Here is a 17640-nt window from a genome sequence, read left to right as displayed (position 1 = left end):
AGGGTCGTGAGAGGGGGCGGGCTACGGGCTCAGGCGCCGATGAGCTTGGCGAACTTCTCTTCGTACGCCGTCTCTTCCTCGCTGCTGAGCGAGCGGAAGGCGTGGGACTTCGCGGCCATCGCCTTGTCGGGGAGGATCAGCGTGTTGGAGGCCATCGACTTGTCGATCTTTGCCAGTTCCTCGCGCACGCCGTCGACCGGGCACACGTAGTTGATGTACGCGGCGAGTTGGGCGGCGACGGGCGGCTCGTAGTAGTAGTCGATGAGCTTCTCGGCGTTGGCCTTGTGCCGCGCCTTGGCCGGGACCAGCAGGTTGTCGCTGGAGGTGATGTATCCGGCCTCGGGGATCACGTACTTGATGTCCGGGTTGCCGGCCTGCAGCTGGATGATGTCGCCGGCCCAGGCGAGGCAGGCCGCGAGGTCGCCCTTGTCGAGGTCCGAGGTGTAGTCGTTGCCCGTGAAGCGGCGGATCTGCTTCTTGTCGACGGCCTTCTGCAGGCGGGCGATCGCCGCGTCGTAGTCGTCGTCGGTGAATTTCCCCGGATCCTTGCCCAGGTCGAGGAGGGTCATCCCGAGGGAGTCGCGCATCTCGGAGAGGAAACCGACCCGGCCCTTGAGCGCCGGATCGTCGAGCAGCTGCCCGACGGATTCGATCTTGCGCCCGTTCGTCGCCTTGGAGTTGTAGGCGATGACCGTCGAGATGCCGGTCCAGGGGTACGAGTACGAGCGGCCCGGGTCCCAGTCCGGCGAGCGGAACTGGGCGGAGAGGTTGGCGTAGGCGTGCGGCAGGTGCGCCGGGTCGAGCTTCTGCGCCCAGCCGAGCCGGATGAAGCGGGCGGCCAGCCAGTCGGTGACGCAGATGAGGTCGCGCCCGGTGTCCTGACCGGCCGCGAGCTGCGGTTTGATCTTGCCGAAGAACTCGACGTTGTCGTTGATGTCCTCGGTGTACTTGACCTTGATGCCGGTGCGCTTGGTGAAGGCGTCCAGCGTGGGACGGCTCTTGCTGTCCTCGCTGACGTCCATGTACTCGGTCCAGTTGGAGAAGGTGATCCGCTTCTCCTTGGCCGAGTCGTCGTCGGAGGCCGCGGCTTCGCCCTCCCGCTTGGCGGGCGGGATGCCACAGGCGCTCAGCACGCCGAGGCCGCCGACCGCGAGTGCGCCGGCGCTGGAGGCGCGCAGCAGGGACCGGCGGGTGAGGGCTCCTCGGCCGCTGGCCATGCTGCGTCGCACGGCGGCCACTTGGGCCGGGGAAAGGAGGTCGGACTCGTACTGCTCCATGCGCGAATGCCCTTTCGGGTTGTTCGGCCGCTGGTCAGGCGCCGCACGGCGGTAGCCGCACATCAGTGTTTATCGGTCCCCGAAGACGGTGCGGTGCCAGTCCTTCTCGGCCACCGCGGTGTTGTCGAACATCACGTGCTTGACCTGCGTGTACTCCTCGAAGGAGTACGCCGACATGTCCTTGCCGAAGCCGCTGGCCTTGTAGCCGCCGTGCGGCATCTCGCTGAGGATCGGGATGTGGTCGTTGACCCATACGCAGCCCGCCTTGATCTCGCGGGTGGCACGGTTCGCGCGGAACAGGTCGTGTGTCCAGGCGGAGGCCGCGAGGCCGTACGGGGTGTCGTTGGCCAGCGCGATGCCCTCGTCATCGGTGTCGAAGGGCAGCACGACCAGGACCGGGCCGAAGATCTCCTCCTGGACGATCTCGCTGTCCTGGGCGGCGTCGGCGATCAGGGTCGGCCGGTAGTAGGCGCCCTTGGCCAGGTCACCGCCGGGCGCTTCGCCACCGGTGACCACGCGCGCGTAGGCGCGTGCCCGCTCGACCATGCCGGCGACCCGGTCGCGCTGGGTGTGGCTGATCAGCGGGCCGAGGTCGGTCGACGGGTCGAAGGGGTCGCCGAGCCTGACGGTCTCCATCAGCTCGGCGACGCCGCTGACGAAGGCGTCGTAGAGCGGACGCTGGACGTACGCGCGAGTGGCGGCCGTGCAGTCCTGACCGGTGTTGATGAGCGAGCCGGCGACCGCGCCGTGGACCGCCGCCCGCAGGTCGGCGTCGTCGAAGACCACGAAGGGGGCCTTGCCGCCGAGTTCGAGGTGGAGGCGCTTGACCGTGGAGGTGGCGATCTCCGCGACGCGCTTGCCGACCGGGGTGGAACCGGTGAAGGACGTCATCACCACGTCGGGGTGGCCGACGAGGTGCTCGCCCGCGTCCTTGCCCGCGCCGGAGACGATGTTGATGACGCCGTCCGGGATGCCCGCCTCCTTCGCGGCCTGCGCGAACATCAGCGAGGTGAGCGGGGTGATCTCCGCGGGCTTGAGGACGATCGTGTTGCCCGCGGCGATGGCGGGCAGGACCTTCCAGGCGGCCATCTGGAGCGGATAGTTCCAGGGTGCGATGGAGCCGACGACACCGATCGGCTCCCGGCGTACGTACGAGGTGTGGTCCCCGGAGTACTCGCCGGCCGACTTGCCCTCCAGGTGACGGGCGGCGCCCGCGAAGAAGGCCGTGTTGTCGACGCTGCCCGGCACGTCGAACTCGGCGGACAGCTTGATCGGCTTGCCGCACTGGAGTGACTCGACGTACGCGAAGTCCTCCGCCTGCTCGGCGAGCACAAGCGCGAACCGGTGCATCGCCTCGGACCGGCCGGCCGGGGTGGCCGCCGCCCAGCCGGGGTACGCGGCGAGCGCGGCGGCCACCGCGTCGTCGACGTCGGCTGTCCCCGCCAGCTCGTACTGATAGATCTCTTCGCCGGTCGCGGGGTTCACGACAGCGTGTGTACGGCCCGAGGTGCCTGCCCGCAGCTGCCCGCCGATGTACTGCGCGCCGGCCGCGAAACGGTCCTGCACCTGGAAGCGGTTGCCCATGACGCTCTCCTCCGCCGCCCTCCCCGCTCAGCGGGTGTCGGCGTAGCTCCAGCTCGATTTGAGTGCCGATCCTGACAGAGCAGTCCACCTTCAACAAGGGATTCCGTTGTTGCCTTTTGGTTACGCGACGGATTCGGTCGACCATGTGTCGTGTCGCCAGGCAAATACCGTACGGAGTGTCCGTGGCGGATGGGAGGCCCGCGTGTCGTGGGCGGGGCGCGCGAACGACGCCGGCCCGCCACCGGGAGGGAAACACCGGGTGACGGGCTGGATCAGGAACAGAAGGACCGCGCGGCGGCGAAACGGACTAGCGCCTCGCGTCGACGACCGCTGAGGGGGCGTAGGGGGCGGAGGAGGAGTAGCCGCCGTTGTTGTTGTCGTTGTTGCTTTCCTCGACCGCCATGGTGATGCCCCAGACGATGAAGGCGACCACGACCGCGCCGATGGCGATTCCGATGCCTCCCAGGATGATCCCGGCGAGCGCCATGCCGCTGTTGGTCGCCTCGCCGCGCTCGACCCGCTTGCGGCCGAGGATGCCGAAGATCAGGGCGAGGACGCCGAGGATGATGCTCAGCACGCCGTACACGCAGAACAGGCACACGGCGAGGATACCGAGCACCATCGCGGTGGTGCCCATACCGTTCTGCGGCTGTGCCTGCATGCCGGTCCAGCCGCTCTGCGGCGCCGACGGGTAGCCGGGGTAGCCGTAGGACGGCGCGGCCGGCTGGCCGTAGGGCGGCGGCGTGCCCGGTCCGGCCGCCGGGTACGACGGGTAGCCGTACTGGGCGTTCGGGGCGGCGGGCGGCGGGGGCACGGCCCCCGTGTCGTACGGGCCGCCGGGCGCCGCGGTCGAGCCGGTGTCACCGCCCGATATCGGCATCGACGTGACCGTCTGCTGGTCGTGGACCGGCGGCGGACCGTACGTCGGAGGCGCCGCGGGCTGCGGCTTGTCCAGCGGCACCTTGTGCTCCGGCGGCGCCCACGGGTCCCTCGGCTGCTCGGGCGGCGGGCCCGAGGGCTGTTGTGCGTTGTCTGACATCTGCGTCCCCCATCGTGGTCCCGTCATGCTAAGGCCTGCGTTCCTGGGCCGGACCGCCCCGCCTACGATGATCCCCGACCCCGTCCCGCCGCGCCGGGGCCCACACCAGCCGCACTCCGGAGGATCCGATGACCGACCTGCACCCCTTCATCGCGGGGCTGCCCAAGGCCGAACTGCACGTGCACCACGTCGGATCCGCGTCACCCCGCATCGTCGCCGAACTGGCCGCCCACCACCCCGACTCAAAGGTCCCCACCGACCCCGAGGCGCTCGCCGACTACTTCACCTTCACCGACTTCGCGCACTTCATCGACGTCTATCTCTCCGTCGTGGACCTCATCCGCACCCCGGAGGACGTCCGGCTGCTGACGTTCGAGATCGCCCGCGACATGGCACGGCAGAACATCCGGTACGCCGAGCTGACCCTCACGCCCTTCAGCTCGACCCGAAGGGGCATCAACGAGGTCGCCTTCATGGAGGCGATCGAGGACGCTCGCAAGGCGGCGGAGGCCGAGCTGGGAACCGTCCTTCGCTGGTGCTTCGACATCCCCGGCGAGGCCGGTCTCGAAGCGGCGGCGGAGACCGCCAGGCTGGCCGTGGACCTGCGCCCCGAGGGTCTGGTGTCGTTCGGCCTCGGCGGTCCGGAGATCGGCGTACCGCGTCCGCAGTTCAAGCCCTACTTCGACCTGGCCATCGACGCCGGTCTGCACTCCGTCCCGCACGCCGGCGAGACGACCGGGCCCGGGACGGTCTGGGACGCGCTGACCGATCTGCGCGCCGAGCGCATCGGCCACGGCACCACCTCGGTCCAGGACCCCCGCCTGCTGGCCCATCTCGCCGAGCACCGCATCGCGCTGGAGGTCTGCCCCACCTCCAACATCGCGACGCGCGCCGTCGCCACGATGGACGAGCACCCGTTGCGGCAGATGGTCGAGGCCGGCCTGCTGGTCACCATCAACAGCGACGACCCGCCGATGTTCGGCACCGATCTGAACAGCGAGTACGGGGTTGCGGCGCATCTGCTGGACCTCGACGAGCGCGGCGTCGCGGACCTCGCCAAGAACGCCGTGCGGGCCTCCTTCCTCGACGCGGCGGGCAAGGCGCGGATCGCGGACGAGATCGACACGTACACGACGGACTGGCTCGCCCGACGCGCCTGACGACGGACGGCTGACGACAATCGCCCCATGCGCACTGTCACTGCCGTAGGCCACCGCGGCGATCCCTACCGCTTCCGCGAGAACACCCTCGCCTCGCTCCGCTCGGCGGTGGAGCGGGGCGCTGACGCCGTCGAGATCGATGTCCGGCCGACTCGCGACTGCGTACCCGTCCTGCTGCACGACGACTCCCTGAAGCGGCTCTGGGGGCCCGAGCGGCGGCTCGCCGACCTCACCGCGAAGGATCTGCGTGAGCTCACCGCGGGCGGTGTCCCCACACTCAGGGAAGCCATGCAGGCCGTCGGCGACCGGCGCCTCATGATCGATCTGCCGGACGCCACCGAGGCATCGGTACGCACCGCGGTGGGCGTGGTCCGCGAATGCGGGGCGGGCGAGCGCGTGTACTACTGCGCGGGCCCCACCACCGTGCTCGCCGTACGCGCGGCCGATCCCGGCGCCGAGATCGCCATGACCTGGAAGACCTCGGCCCCGCCCCGCCGGACGCTGATCGACGCGGTGCGGCCGCGCTGGCTGAACCTTCGCTTCGGGCTGCTGACCCCCGAACTCGCGGACCGGGTCCACCGGGACGGCATGCTGGTCTCCGTGTGGACGGCCGACACCCGGCGGACCATGCGCCGCCTGATCGGCCTCGGGGCCGACTCGGTGACCACCAACCGCCTCGACGTCCTGGGCGGTCTGCTGGGAGCGCGCGCGGGACGGGGGCCTGGGCCGGGCATTCGCTGACCGCCGCTCGCCGGACCCGCCCCGTATCCGTCCGCGCGAGCAGCGGGCCCCTGGGCGGCTCCCCCGCACCGAGCCGTCGGCGGACAGGCCGTCCCGACCCGCCCACCACCCGTCAGCCGGCCCCGAACGCGCTCTCCAGCGGCGGCACGATCGCCTGCGCGTCCACGCCCGCGAACCACAGCCCGATCACGAACACCGCGGTCGTCTCCAGCTGCCCGGCCCGCGCCAGCCCTCCCCCGTCGACCGGTGTGCACCCCAGGTCCTCGACCAGTCGGCGTACGGCAGCGAGCGCGTCCTCGTCGTCCCCGCACAGCGGTACGGCGAGCGGCCGGCCGCCGAACACCGGTGAAGGCATCCGCCAGACCTCCGCGGCGCACAGGTTGAACGCCTTGACCACTCCGGCGCCCGTGCCGTGCGCGAGGTACTCGGCGGTCGACGTCCCGCCGAGGCCCGCGGGCGTCAGGGTGCCCGGCGCCAGCGGGTTGGTGCAGTCGATCAGCGGCTTTCCGCGCAACGTCCCTTCGGCCGCACCCGCCGCCGCCAGCGCGTCGGGCACACTCGCCGTCGGCAGTGCGAGCAGCACCACCTCACCGAAGTCGGCCGCATCTCGCAGGCTCCCCGACTTCGCCCCCGCGCCGATCCGCTTCGCGAGCGCTCCGGCCTTCGCGGCGTCCCGCGCGCCCACCATGACGTCGTGGCCGGCGCCGGCCCAACGGGTGCCCAGGGCATCCGCCATGCTGCCCGCTCCCAGAATTCCGATACGCATCGCCGCACTCCTCTGCTTGGGTTGGTGAGAACGACACTAGGAAGTCCGGCAGGCACCATCCGGTGCCTACCGGACGCGGTAGAAGGGGGGCCTACGTGGCCAGGGATCCAGCGGCCCGACCGGGCCCGCGTCAGATCGATTTCCTCGCGGACTGCCGAGCCAGGCTCGGCTTCGACCTGCTCGCGAACACCTGGAGTTCGGTGACCCTGTGGGCACTGCGTGACGGCCCGCTGCGCCACGGCCAGTTGAAGGAAAGCCTGGGCGGCATCCGCACCAAGGTGCTCACCGAGACGCTCCGACGGCTGGAGTTCAACGGGCTGCTGCGTCGGGAGGAGAGAGCGGGGCCGACGCGGGTCGACTACGAACTCACCGACCTGGGGCGGTCGTTGCTGGGGCCCATCGAGGCGGTCGGCGTCTGGTCGCAGCAGTACGGCGACGAGGTCCTGGCGGCGCAGGACCGTGCGGAGACCCGGGCCGCCGGCTGATGCGGATACATGAGCGCGGCGAGCGGCTGCGCGGCGCGGGCCCCCGGGTCGTGGACATCGGCATCACCGTGCTCGTCCAGGCGGCGGTGACCATGCCGTTCGTCGTACCTCGGGCCGCCGGCCTGCCCGAGGTGACCTGGGCGTCGTACGGTCTGACGACCCTGGCGGTGCTGCCGTTGATCTGGCGCCGCCGGGCGCCGGTGGCCGTTCTGCTGAGCGCCCTGACGATCTCGGCCCTGTACAAACTGACGCTCGACGGGCCGGGCCAGCCCCTCCCGTACCCCGGTCTGATCGCCGTCTATACGGTCGCGGCGCTGTCGCCGCCGCGCAAACGGGTGGCCGTGACCGTACTGACGTTCGCCACGATCGTCCCCTCGGTCACGCCATCTCGGAGACCGGCCGGGACGCGATGACGCAGCTGCGCCGGATGCTGGGTGTGCTGCGCGAGGACGACGCGCCGGGCGGCCAACCGCGCGAGCCACAGCCCGTCGCCGCCGAACTGCCGGGGCTGATAGGGCGGGTGAGGCAGAGCGGCCTGCACGTCGGTTACCGGACGTCCGGCCGGGTGCGACCGTTGCCGCTCGACACCGAGGCGACCGTCTACCGACCTGCCCCGGCCCCTCGTCCACTCGGTCAACGCGACGGACGCGAAGGCCGAGGGGATGAGCCCGGTGGCCGAACGCATCGTGCGGGCCACCTTCTTCAACCTGGGCTGACTGGTCGGCCCGTCAGCCCAGGAGAGCCGGCGCCTGGGTGCGCGGGAAGACCGGTGCGGTCAGCGCCTCAAGCAGCTTGATCCTGCGCCGCACGATCATCAGCGGAATCACCCCGAGGACCCCGAACGACATGTCGATCACGGACCACCAGAAGGGGATCCCGCGGATCGGCCCGCAGATGAGCGCCAGCGGGATGATCCCGGCGCAGGCCATCATGCCGAACTCGATGACCCAGATGTTGCGTACGGGATCGCGGTAGGGCCCGTAGAAGGCGACCGCGATGACGAGGTGCGCGAAGGCCAGCCAGTCTGTCCCGTACAGGACGAAGGGGTACTTCGCCTCGGTGACGTCCAGACCGGCTCGTACCCGCTCGACCCATTCCAGCAGCGCCGGGAAGTGCTCGGGCACCGGGGAGCCGGAGGACTCCAGCAGGCTTTCGAGCCAGTGGAGTTCGGTGACGAGCGGGAAGGCGGTCAGCCCGCTCAGCACCAGACAGACGATGAAGAAGATCAACCACACTCGAATGCGCCGCAAAAGGACGCCGGCCTCGCTCATACCCGCAGCGTACGCCCGCATTTACCTAGTCTTTACAGCGCCCCCGCAGAACCACCCCAACCCGTCTCGACCCCCTACAACCCCACGATCGAGTTCCACCGCTTCGCGAACTCCAGCCGCTCCTCGGACGTGATGTCGCGCGCGATGGCGAGCCGCTCGCGCATCGCGTCGTCGGGAAAGATCAGCGGGTCCTCGGCGAGCGCGGCGGTCTCCTCGTCCTTGGAGGAGGCGAGGATGTCGCGCGCGGCCGGCACCGGGCAGACGTAGTTGACCCAGGTCGCCAGCTCGGCGGCGACCGCCGGCTCGTAGTAGTGGTCGACGAGCTTCTCGGCGTTGCGCTTGTGGCGGGCGAGGTTGGGGATCATCAGGCTCTCGGCCCACAGCTCCGCGCCCTCGTCGGGAACCACGAACTCGATGTCGGGGTTGTCGGCCTGGAGCTGGATGACATCACCCGAATACGCCTGGCAGGCCAGCACGTCACCGCCGGCCAGGTCCTTGATGTAGTCGTTGCCCGTGAAGCGCCTGATGTGCCCCCGCCGCACCAGCTTCTCCACCTGCTCGCACATCCGGTGGAAGTCATCCGCGTCCCAGCGGGTCACATCGACGCCGTTGCCCTGCATGAGCAGCGCGAAGCTCTCGTCGAGCCCGGAGAAGAGCGTCACCTTGCCGCGCAGCTCGTCGGCCCACAGCTCGGAGGTGTGCCGGATCTCGTGGCCGAGCTTCTTGCGGTTGTACGCGATACCGGTGATCCCGGACTGCCAGGGGACGGAATGCAGCCGCCCCTCGTCGAAGGCGGGGGTGCGCAGCTGCGGATCGAGGTACTTGGCGATGTTGGGCTGCTTGGCCCGGTCCATCTCCTGCACCCACCCGAGGCGTACGAACCGGGCGGCCATCCAGTCGCTCATGACGATCAGGTCGCGGCCGGTCTCCTGGTGATTCATCAGCGCGGGGCTGATCTTCCCGAAGAACTCGTCGTTGTCGTTGATCTCCTCGGTGTACCGGACGGAGATCCCGGTGCGCTTCGCGAAGCTGTCGAGGGTGGGGCGCCGTGACGCGTTCTCGTCGTCGGTGTCGATGTAGAGCGGCCAGTTGGCGAAGTGCAGGCTCTTGTCCCGGCCCGAGATGTCACGCCCCGCCCGGTCGCCCGGTTTCACATAGGCGGCGGGCACCCCGCATCCGGCGAGCGCGCCCAGCGCCCCTGCCGTACCGAATCCGCGGAGCAGCGTACGACGCGACACATGACCAAGATCACCCATGGCTCCCACCCTGGTCCCACGGAGCGGGGGCGGGCAATAGACAGTCTGTCTATTGCCCGCCCCCGTCGAACAGCGTCCTGACCGGACGGTGTTGAGCTCGGCGCTCGACTCCCGGGCTCAGCCGTCGAGCGAGGTCATCACGTGCTTGATGCGCGTGTAGTCCTCGAAGCCGTACGCCGACAGGTCCTTGCCGTAGCCGGACTTCTTGAATCCGCCGTGCGGCATCTCCGCGACCAGCGGGATGTGGGTGTTGATCCACACGCAGCCGAAGTCGAGGTTCTTGGACATCCGCATCGCGCGGCCGTGGTCCTTGGTCCACACCGAGGAGGCGAGGGCGAACTCGACGCCGTTGGCCCACTCCAGGGCCTGCGCCTCGTCCGTGAAGGACTGGACGGTGATGACCGGACCGAAGATCTCGTTCTGGATGATCTCGTCGTCCTGCTGGAGGCCGGAGACGACGGTCGGGGCGTAGAAGTAGCCCTTTTCGCCGACCTGGTGGCCACCCGTCTCGACCTTGGCGTGGGCGGGCAGCCGCTCGATGAAGCCGCTGACCTGCTTCAGCTGGTTGGCGTTGTTGAGCGGGCCGTACAGCACGTCCTCGTCGTCCGGCTGCCCGGTCTTGGTGTCCGCCGCGGCCTTCGCCAGCGCCGTCACGAACTCGTCGTGGATCGACTCCTGTACGAGCACGCGCGTCGCGGCCGTACAGTCCTGGCCCGCGTTGAAGAAGCCCGCGACCGAGATGTCCTCGACGGCCTTGGCGATGTCGGTGTCCTCGAAGACGACGACCGGGGCCTTACCGCCCAGCTCCAGGTGAACGCGCTTGAGGTCCTTGGCCGCGGATTCGGCGACCTGCATGCCGGCCCGTACGGAACCGGTGATCGAGGCCATCGCGGGGGTCTTGTGCTCGACCATCGCGCGGCCCGTGTCACGGTCGCCGCAGACGACGTTGAAGACGCCCTTGGGGACGATCGCGCCGATGATCTCGGCCATCAGGACGGTCGACGCGGGTGTGGTGTCCGACGGCTTCAGGACGACCGTGTTGCCCGCGGCGAGGGCCGGTGCGAACTTCCACACGGCCATCATCATCGGGTAGTTCCACGGTGCGACCTGCGCGCAGACACCGACCGGCTCGCGCCGCACGATGGAGGTCAGACCCTCCATGTACTCGCCGGCCGAGCGGCCTTCGAGCAGCCGGGCCGCGCCCGCGAAGAAGCGGATCTGGTCCACCATCGGCGGGAGCTCTTCGGTGCGGGTGAGCCCGATCGGCTTGCCGCAGTTCTCCGACTCGGCCGCGATCAGGTCCTCGGCGCGCTCCTCGAAGGCGTCCGCGATCTTGAGCAGCGCCCGCTGGCGCTCGGCGGGCGTGCTGTCGCGCCAGCCAGGGAAGGCGGCCGCGGCGGCGGCCATGGCCGCGTCGACGTCGTCCGGGCCGGACAGCGGTGAGGAGGCGTACGCCTCTCCGGTAGCCGGGTTGACCACCTCGATGGTCCGCCCGTCAGCGGCGTCCCGGAACTCTCCGTCGATGTAATTGCGCAGGCGACGCAGTTCGGTGGTCACTGCCACCCCTCCCTCTCGGACGTCCAATGGATGAGACACCATCCTAGTCGCTGAGGTAACGCTTTCGACATACCCGACCGCCAAGAACTTCGGATTCCGCGAGATTCGAGCTCCCGAACAACGAATTTCATCGGTTTGGGGTTGCGGGACAGACGAGACGTCGTGCACAGTGAAGCCGTGGCCAGTCGAAGCGCAGACCCCAGGAACGGGCACGGCACCTCCCCTACGGTGGATGCCGTCTCCCTGGCGATCATCCAGCAGCTCCAGGAGGACGGACGCCGTCCGTACGCCGCGATAGGCAAGGCGGTCGGTCTCTCCGAGGCGGCCGTGCGACAGCGCGTGCAGAAGCTGCAGGACCAGGGCGTGATGCAGATCGTCGCCGTCACCGACCCACTCACCGTGGGATTCCGGCGTCAGGCGATGGTCGGCATCAATGTCGAGGGCGACCTCGACCCTGTCGCCGAGGCACTGACGGCCATGGCCGAGTGCGAGTACGTGGTGATGACCGCGGGCTCCTTCGACCTCATGGTGGAGATCGTCTGCGAGGACGACGACCACTTGCTCGAAGTGATCAACAAACGGATTCGCACGCTCCCCGGTGTGCGCTCCACCGAGAGCTTCGTCTACCTCAAGCTGAAGAAGCAGACCTATATGTGGGGAACCCGATAGTCGTGAGCCAGGACCTCTCCAAAACCGCGTACGACCACCTGTGGATGCACTTCACCCGCATGTCGGACTACGAGAACGCACCCGTGCCCACCATCGTGCGTGGTGAGGGCACCTACATCTTCGACGACCAGGGCAAGCGCTACCTCGACGGCCTCTCCGGCCTGTTCGTGGTCAACGCCGGTCACGGCCGTCACGAGCTCGCCGAGGCGGCGTACAAGCAGGCGCAGGAGCTGGCCTTCTTCCCGATCTGGTCGTACGCCCACCCGCAGGCCGTCAAGCTGGCCGAGCGACTCGCGGACTACGCGCCGGGCGACCTGAACAAGGTCTTCTTCACCACGGGTGGCGGCGAGGCCGTCGAGACCGCGTGGAAGCTGGCCAAGCAGTACTTCAAGCTCACCGGCGAGCCGACCAAGTACAAGGTCATCTCCCGCGCCGTCGCCTACCACGGCACCCCGCAGGGCGCCCTGTCGATCACCGGCCTGCCGGCCCTCAAGGCGCCGTTCGAGCCGCTGGTGCCCGGCGCCCACAAGGTGCCGAACACCAACATCTACCGCGCCTCGATCCACGGCGACGACCCGGTGGCCTTCGGCCGCTGGGCCGCCGACCAGATCGAGCAGGAGATCCTCTTCGAGGGCCCCGAGACGGTCGCGGCCGTCTTCCTGGAGCCCGTACAGAACGCGGGTGGCTGTTTCCCGCCGCCGCCCGGGTACTTCCAGCGGGTCCGCGAGATCTGCGACAAGTACAACGTGCTGCTCGTCTCGGACGAGGTCATCTGCGCCTTCGGCCGCCTCGGCACGATGTTCGCCTGCGACAAGTTCGACTACGTACCGGACATGATCACCTGTGCCAAGGGCATGACCTCGGGTTACTCCCCGATCGGCGCCTGCATAATCTCCGACAAGCTGGCCGAGCCGTTCTACCAGGGTGGCAACACCTTCCTGCACGGCTACACCTTCGGCGGCCACCCGGTCTCCTCGGCCGTCGCCAACGCGAACCTCGACATCTTCGAGCGCGAGGGCCTCAGCCAGCACGTCCTCGACAACGAGGACGCGTTCTTCACAACGCTCAAGAAGCTGCACGACCTGCCGATAGTCGGCGACGTCCGCGGCAACGGCTTCTTCTACGGCATCGAGCTCGTGAAGGACAAGGCCACCAAGGAGACCTTCACCGACGAGGAGACGGAGCGCGTGCTCTACGGCTTCCTCTCCAAGGCGCTGTACGACAACGGCCTGTACTGCCGCGCCGACGACCGCGGGGACCCGGTCGTCCAGCTCGCACCGCCGCTCATCTCCACGCAGGAGACGTTCGACGAGATCGAGGGCATTCTGCGCCAGGTGCTGACGGAGGCCTGGACCAAGCTCTGATCGTCAGGTCCGTCCCGTCGCGGCCCGGATGCGCCCGTTCGAGTGAGAACGGGGGTGTCCGGGCCGCGCGCTTGCCGCACAGCCATGGTCCGAATCCCTACCGTGCCCAGTGACCGATCGGCCCCGTCTTCGTTCCCCCGTACGGGGGACGGGATATCTGATCTGAACGAGGTGTACGCCATGGTGGCCCCGCCGGACAACGATGTGCTCTGGGCACGTTCCCTGCACTACTCCCACAGCGGCTCCCCCGCCCTCACCGGTGTCTCCCTCGGTGTGCGCGAAGGCGAGATCCTCGCCGTCACCGGCCCGCGCGGCAGCGGCAAGACCACCCTGCTGCAGTGCCTTTCCGGTCAACTCGTCCCGGACCAGGGCGAAGTGTGGTTCAACAGCACCCCCGTACACACCATGGGTCCGCTGCTGCGCGAACGGCTGCGCCGCGACCGGTTCGGCTGGATCGATCCCGAGCCGCGCCTCGTACCGGAACTGACCGCCTGGGAGAACGCGGCGCTCCCCCTTCTGCTGCACGGCACTTCGCACCGCACCGCGAAGAAGGCCGCCATGGAGTGGCTGGAGCGGCTCGACATCGGCATGATCGCCCGCAAGCGGCCGGCCGCGCTCCTGCAGTCCCAGCGCCAGCGCATCGCGATCGCCCGCGCCCTGGTCACCACCCCCTCGGTGCTCTTCGCGGACGAGCCGACGGCGCCACTGCACCGCATGGACCGCGCCCAGGTACTGCGCACGCTCACCACAGCGGCCCGCTCGCACCGGATCACCGTCCTGCTCGCCACCCACGACGCGGAGGTGGCGACCCTCGCCGACCGCACGGTGTCGCTGCTCGACGGGCGCCGCGTCAACACCGTGCCGGCGGCCGGTGTGGAAGGCCGGGCCGCGTGCTCGCTCTCCGTCTAGCCCGCGGCGCCCATCCGCTGGTCCTGCTGCGCCGGCTGCTGGTGGCGGCGGCGTCGGCGGGAGTGGGTTTCCTCCTGCTCTGCACCCTGGGCTACGCGGTGGGCCACCCCGCCCACTCCACCGGCTCCGCGCTCCGCCTGCTCTGGTGCCTGGCCCCGCTGGCCGCGACCGTGCACTTCGCGGTCGCGGTGGCCCGTACCGACCCGAGCACCAGCCCGCGCGCCGGCCTGTCCGGCGCCGGCCTCGGACCTGTCCGCCTCACGGCGCTGGCCGCCGTGTCCACGGCGGTCTCCTGCACGCTCGGCAGCGCCGTCGCGCTGCTCTTCTACCTCCACCTCCGCGGCGACCTCACCGGCCTGCCCTTCGACGGCGCCGGGGCCGAGCTCCTGGCCGCCGGGCGGCCCATGCCGGTCGCCGCCGCACTCACCCTGCTGTGCCTGGTTCCGCTGACGGCGGCCGCCGCGAGCGCCCTGGCCCTGCGACCGCGCCCCGTCAAGCCGACCGACGACACGGCCGCCGCCCCGCACCGGGCGCCCACCGGCCTCCCCTGGGGCGTCGCCCTCACGGCGGCGGGCCTCGCCGTCGAGGCCTACGCGAACCGCGGCGCGCCCGGCGCCGCCCTGCCGCTCCCCGGCCGGCTCGACGTGGTCCCGGCGGGCGTGCTGGCCGGCTGGGCCCTCACGGCGCTGGGCCTGGCGCTCGTGGGTCCGGGCCTGACGTACCTGTGCGGCTGGGTGATCCAGTCGATCCGGCCGGGCGCCATGCGCCTGCTCGCGGGCCGCGTCCTGATGGACGAGGCCCATCGCATCGGCCGCCCGCTGGGCGTGGTCTGCGCGGTGGCATCGGGCGCGATCGCGGCCTCGACGCTGTACGGCGGTGACGGCGGCGCACGCCCCTTCGGACCGCTCACGGGCCTGGGCGCGGCCCTGGTCATGAGCTGTACCGTCGCCACCCTGCTGACGGCGGCGCTGGAAGCCAAGCACGCCCGTACCAGCACGACGAAGGCGCTGCTCCGCCTGGGCGCCCCGACCCAGACGCTGCGCGGCGCCGCGACACTGCGAACCATCGCCCTGCTGACGGTCTTCGTCCCCCTGACCTGGGCCGTGGCGGGACTGGCCGCACTGCCCTTCTGACGCGCCCGCCTGTCCAGCACACGCCCGCGCGCCTCACCTCCTGGCCCCGGGCGGCCGCCGCCTCGGCCTCCGAACCGCCGGGGCGTGGGCCGGGACAGGGTCCGCACAGGGCCGGGGCACCCACCCGTTGGACCCCGTCCGGGCGCCGGCGCGCCGCGCGGCAGGTTCCCGCTTCCGCGTCCCCGCCGTACCCCATCCCGTCCGCGCCACCGGCAGGGCCTAGCATGTCCGGGTGCCTCAACACCCGGACCACGACCGCGAAATCGAGACCCTCGCCGAGTTCGACGAAGTCGTCTCGCGCACCAAGTCGCTCGACGGCTACCGCGTCCAGTCCGTGGACCTGACGCCCCGTACCCCCGCTCTGCTCTCCATCGACACCTCGGGCACCGTCTTCCTCGGCTGCCCCATGGGCACCGAGGCGACGGCCAAGGTGCGGGCGGACGGCGCGCTCGTCTTCCCACCGGTCCCCGATCTGCCCTTCAACCCGTACCGCGGACTGCTCTACACCGCGGACGCACTCTTCGAAGGCCTCGAATCCGGCTACGAGTCCACCCCCGACGCCCTGGCCTACGCCTGGTTCCAGCGCACCAAGGCCGACGGCGACATATACGCGTCGATGCTGCGCTCCATCCATGACGACGCCGTCTCGGACGCCCTCGACGAGGCGCTCGTCGGCGCCCGCGTGGTCGGTGTGATGGGCGGGCACGCCATGGCCCGCGGCACGGACGCCTACACCGGCGCCGCCCACCTGGGCCGCACCCTCACCCGCGCCGGCCTGACCGTCGCCACCGGCGGCGGCCCCGGCGCGATGGAGGCCGCCAACCTCGGCGCGTACCTCTCCGCAGCACCCGACGACGCGCTCCGCGAGGCCCTCGAACTCCTCGCCGGGACCCCGTCCTTCGTCCCGTCGATCACCGACTGGGCCAAGGCCGCCTTCGCCGTCCGCGACCGCTGGCCGTCCGGCGGCGACTCGGTCGGCATCCCCACCTGGTTCTACGGGCACGAGCCGCCGAACGCCTTCGCGGGCCACATCGCCAAGTACTTCGCCAACGCCACCCGCGAGGACGGCCTGCTCGCCCGCTGCACCGCGGGCGTCGTCTTCCTCCCGGGCGCCGCGGGCACCGTCCAGGAGATCTTCGACAACGCGACCCCGAACTACTACGAGTCGCGCGGCGAACCGACCCCCATGGTCCTGGTGAACCGCACGCACTGGACCGAACGCCTCCCCACCTGGCCGCTTCTCCAGGCCCTGGCGAAGGAGCGCCCGATGCAGGCCCGTATCGCCCTGGTCGACACTGTCGAAGAGGCCCCGGCGGCCCTCGCCCGGCTGGCCGCGGGCCGGCACGACTGACCGGCAGGTCCGATCCAGCAGCCCGACCCAGCGGTCCACAAGGTCCAGAAGCAACGTTTACGCCGCAACACACGTCTGCCATTCGGGACAGGACAGACGAACCGCGTGAACGGAGTTCTTGGTGCTCATCGGCCTACTGACCGCAATCGCGGCGTCGATCTGCTACGGCACGGGCTCCGTCCTGCAAGCCGTCGGATCCCGCAAGTCCGCCCGCCGCGAGGCAGCCGCTTCAGGGGTGACACAGCACGGCGGACCGAACCTCTCCTCCACCGCGAAGGCCGCGATGACCTGGGAGTTCATCGTCGGTACGATCCTGGACTTCATCGGATTCGGTCTCGGCGCCCTCGCCGCGCGCCTCCTCCCGCTGTTCCTCTCCCAGACGGTGATCAGCGCGAATCTGGTGATCACGGCGGTGCTGAGCGTGAAGATGCTCGGCATCAGACTGACCCGCAAGGAGTGGACGTCCATCGGCGTCGTCTGCTCGGCCCTGATCCTGCTGGCCACCGCCGCCGGTCACGAGGGCGGCGGTCACACTCCGGTCGCCACCCACTGGTGGTTGCTGGTGATCTCGATCGCGCTGATGGCGGGCGGCACGGTCGCGGTACGTCTCCTGGGCGCCCGCGCCGCGATCCTCGCCGGTCTACTGTCCGGCCTCGGCTTCGGCGCGCTGGGCGTGGGCGTCCGCGTACTGAACGGCGTGGACCCGTTCGACCTCTCCGCGCTGCTGTCCGACCCGGCCCTGTACGCGATCCTGGTCGCGGGCATCGGCGGCATGTACCTGCACACCGTCGCCCTCCAGATCGGCTCGGTCAACGGTGCGACGGCGGCCCTGGTGGTCGGCGAAACGGTACTGCCGGGCGCGATCGGCGTGCTGTGGCTGGGCGACGCGTCCCGCGAGGGCTTCGGCTGGATGGCGGTCCTGGGCTTCGTCCTGGCGGTGGCGGGCGCGGTCGCGGTGGCCTGGTTCGGAGCACCGGAGGGCGCACCGACCGATCCCGCCGAGAAACCACAGCTGAGCCCGTCCAACGCCTGAGGACCGGAAAAGCCGACGCCCCCCTCCCGGCCCGTCGGCAGGCTG

General features: G+C 70.2%; 16 protein-coding genes and 1 pseudogene. 10 read left to right on the top strand and 7 right to left on the bottom strand.

Features of this window, described 5'->3' with window-relative positions:
• Positions 1 to 29: 29 nt before the first annotated feature.
• From ACLLJJ_RS30235 to ACLLJJ_RS30225, 3 genes are all read right to left on the bottom strand, one after another.
• Complete coding sequence (locus tag ACLLJJ_RS30235) at positions 30 to 1277, bottom strand: ABC transporter substrate-binding protein (protein ID WP_434597204.1); 1248 nt, start codon at positions 1275 to 1277, stop codon at positions 30 to 32.
• Between the two features lie 69 nt (positions 1278 to 1346).
• Positions 1347 to 2861 carry a gamma-aminobutyraldehyde dehydrogenase gene (locus ACLLJJ_RS30230; protein ID WP_434597202.1) on the bottom strand — a complete coding sequence of 505 codons (1515 nt, stop codon included), beginning with the start codon at positions 2859 to 2861 and terminating at the stop codon, positions 1347 to 1349.
• Positions 2862 to 3168: 307 nt separating this feature from the next.
• Positions 3169 to 3900, bottom strand: coding sequence for a DUF4190 domain-containing protein (locus tag ACLLJJ_RS30225; protein WP_434597201.1), 732 nt, complete (start codon positions 3898 to 3900; stop codon positions 3169 to 3171).
• A 128-nt stretch (positions 3901 to 4028) separates the two neighbouring features.
• Between ACLLJJ_RS30225 and ACLLJJ_RS30220 the strand changes: the two genes are divergently transcribed.
• Together ACLLJJ_RS30220 and ACLLJJ_RS30215 are read left to right on the top strand one after the other, a co-directional pair.
• The gene (locus tag ACLLJJ_RS30220) at positions 4029 to 5060 is read left to right on the top strand and encodes an adenosine deaminase (protein ID WP_434597199.1); all 1032 of its coding nucleotides are present in this window, start codon (positions 4029 to 4031) and stop codon (positions 5058 to 5060) included.
• 27 nt (positions 5061 to 5087) lie between these two features.
• Entirely contained in the window at positions 5088 to 5801 is a 714-nt protein-coding gene (locus ACLLJJ_RS30215; RefSeq protein WP_434597197.1) for a glycerophosphodiester phosphodiesterase, read from the top strand.
• A 112-nt stretch (positions 5802 to 5913) separates the two neighbouring features.
• Here the strand turns inward: ACLLJJ_RS30215 and ACLLJJ_RS30210 are convergent.
• Positions 5914 to 6570, bottom strand: a pseudogene (locus ACLLJJ_RS30210) (NADPH-dependent F420 reductase); the annotation flags it as partial.
• 92 nt (positions 6571 to 6662) lie between these two features.
• Between ACLLJJ_RS30210 and ACLLJJ_RS30205 the strand changes: the two are divergent.
• Together ACLLJJ_RS30205 and ACLLJJ_RS30200 are read left to right on the top strand one after the other, a co-directional pair.
• A complete protein-coding gene (locus tag ACLLJJ_RS30205) occupies positions 6663 to 7052 on the top strand; it encodes a winged helix-turn-helix transcriptional regulator (protein ID WP_434597195.1) in 390 nt (129 codons plus the stop codon).
• The gene (locus ACLLJJ_RS30200; protein ID WP_434597193.1) at positions 7052 to 7465 is read left to right on the top strand and encodes a DUF7134 domain-containing protein; all 414 of its coding nucleotides are present in this window, start codon (positions 7052 to 7054) and stop codon (positions 7463 to 7465) included. Before ACLLJJ_RS30205 ends, ACLLJJ_RS30200 begins: the two co-directional genes overlap by 1 nt.
• Positions 7466 to 7780: 315 nt before the next feature.
• On the opposite strand, the gene ACLLJJ_RS30195 is transcribed toward ACLLJJ_RS30200, so the two are convergent.
• The 3 genes from ACLLJJ_RS30195 to ACLLJJ_RS30185 form a co-directional block, all read right to left on the bottom strand.
• Positions 7781 to 8323 carry a hypothetical protein gene (locus ACLLJJ_RS30195; RefSeq protein ID WP_434597191.1) on the bottom strand — a complete coding sequence of 181 codons (543 nt, stop codon included), beginning with the start codon at positions 8321 to 8323 and terminating at the stop codon, positions 7781 to 7783.
• A 74-nt stretch (positions 8324 to 8397) separates the two neighbouring features.
• Positions 8398 to 9561: an ABC transporter substrate-binding protein gene (locus tag ACLLJJ_RS30190; protein WP_434600566.1), complete on the bottom strand. Its 1164-nt coding sequence runs from the start codon at positions 9559 to 9561 to the stop codon at positions 8398 to 8400.
• 135 nt (positions 9562 to 9696) lie between these two features.
• Entirely contained in the window at positions 9697 to 11136 is a 1440-nt protein-coding gene (locus ACLLJJ_RS30185) for a gamma-aminobutyraldehyde dehydrogenase (protein ID WP_434597189.1), read from the bottom strand.
• A 177-nt stretch (positions 11137 to 11313) separates the two neighbouring features.
• On the opposite strand from ACLLJJ_RS30185, the gene ACLLJJ_RS30180 reads away from it, so the two are divergent.
• The 6 genes from ACLLJJ_RS30180 to ACLLJJ_RS30155 all read left to right on the top strand — a co-directional run bounded on the left by ACLLJJ_RS30180 (position 11314) and on the right by ACLLJJ_RS30155 (position 17595).
• Positions 11314 to 11805 (top strand): Lrp/AsnC family transcriptional regulator, encoded by a 492-nt coding sequence (locus ACLLJJ_RS30180; RefSeq protein ID WP_434597187.1) that lies wholly within the window; start codon positions 11314 to 11316, stop codon positions 11803 to 11805.
• Positions 11790 to 13169, top strand: coding sequence for an aspartate aminotransferase family protein (locus ACLLJJ_RS30175; RefSeq protein WP_434597185.1), 1380 nt, complete (start codon positions 11790 to 11792; stop codon positions 13167 to 13169). The genes ACLLJJ_RS30180 and ACLLJJ_RS30175 overlap by 16 nt, the downstream gene beginning before the upstream one ends.
• Positions 13170 to 13349: 180 nt before the next feature.
• The gene (locus ACLLJJ_RS30170; RefSeq protein WP_434597184.1) at positions 13350 to 14078 is read left to right on the top strand and encodes an ABC transporter ATP-binding protein; all 729 of its coding nucleotides are present in this window, start codon (positions 13350 to 13352) and stop codon (positions 14076 to 14078) included.
• Complete coding sequence (locus ACLLJJ_RS30165; protein ID WP_434597182.1) at positions 14060 to 15211, top strand: hypothetical protein; 1152 nt, start codon at positions 14060 to 14062, stop codon at positions 15209 to 15211. Before ACLLJJ_RS30170 ends, ACLLJJ_RS30165 begins: the two co-directional genes overlap by 19 nt.
• Positions 15212 to 15443: 232 nt before the next feature.
• Complete coding sequence (locus tag ACLLJJ_RS30160) at positions 15444 to 16562, top strand: LOG family protein (protein WP_434597179.1); 1119 nt, start codon at positions 15444 to 15446, stop codon at positions 16560 to 16562.
• A 121-nt stretch (positions 16563 to 16683) separates the two neighbouring features.
• The gene (locus ACLLJJ_RS30155) at positions 16684 to 17595 is read left to right on the top strand and encodes a hypothetical protein (protein ID WP_434597176.1); all 912 of its coding nucleotides are present in this window, start codon (positions 16684 to 16686) and stop codon (positions 17593 to 17595) included.
• The last annotated feature ends 45 nt before the right edge of the window (positions 17596 to 17640 follow it).

The organism is Streptomyces sp. A5-4, assembly GCF_051131715.1.
Lineage (GTDB): Bacteria > Actinomycetota > Actinomycetes > Streptomycetales > Streptomycetaceae > Streptomyces.
The sequence above is the reverse complement of the archived record's forward strand: the minus strand, read 5'-3'. Positions and strand labels throughout refer to the sequence as shown.

What these genes read in the sequence shown, in the direction of transcription:
- ACLLJJ_RS30235 (WP_434597204.1), bottom strand. Translation starts at nt 1,277, where the DNA reads ATGGAGCAGTACGAGTCCGACCTCCTTTCCCCGGCCCAAGTGGCCGCC.
- ACLLJJ_RS30230 (WP_434597202.1), bottom strand. Translation starts at nt 2,861, where the DNA reads ATGGGCAACCGCTTCCAGGTGCAGGACCGTTTCGCGGCCGGCGCGCAG.
- ACLLJJ_RS30225 (WP_434597201.1), bottom strand. Translation starts at nt 3,900, where the DNA reads ATGTCAGACAACGCACAACAGCCCTCGGGCCCGCCGCCCGAGCAGCCG.
- ACLLJJ_RS30220 (WP_434597199.1), top strand. Translation starts at nt 4,029, where the DNA reads ATGACCGACCTGCACCCCTTCATCGCGGGGCTGCCCAAGGCCGAACTG.
- ACLLJJ_RS30215 (WP_434597197.1), top strand. Translation starts at nt 5,088, where the DNA reads ATGCGCACTGTCACTGCCGTAGGCCACCGCGGCGATCCCTACCGCTTC.
- ACLLJJ_RS30200 (WP_434597193.1), top strand. Translation starts at nt 7,052, where the DNA reads ATGCGGATACATGAGCGCGGCGAGCGGCTGCGCGGCGCGGGCCCCCGG.
- ACLLJJ_RS30195 (WP_434597191.1), bottom strand. Translation starts at nt 8,323, where the DNA reads ATGAGCGAGGCCGGCGTCCTTTTGCGGCGCATTCGAGTGTGGTTGATC.
- ACLLJJ_RS30170 (WP_434597184.1), top strand. Translation starts at nt 13,350, where the DNA reads ATGGTGGCCCCGCCGGACAACGATGTGCTCTGGGCACGTTCCCTGCAC.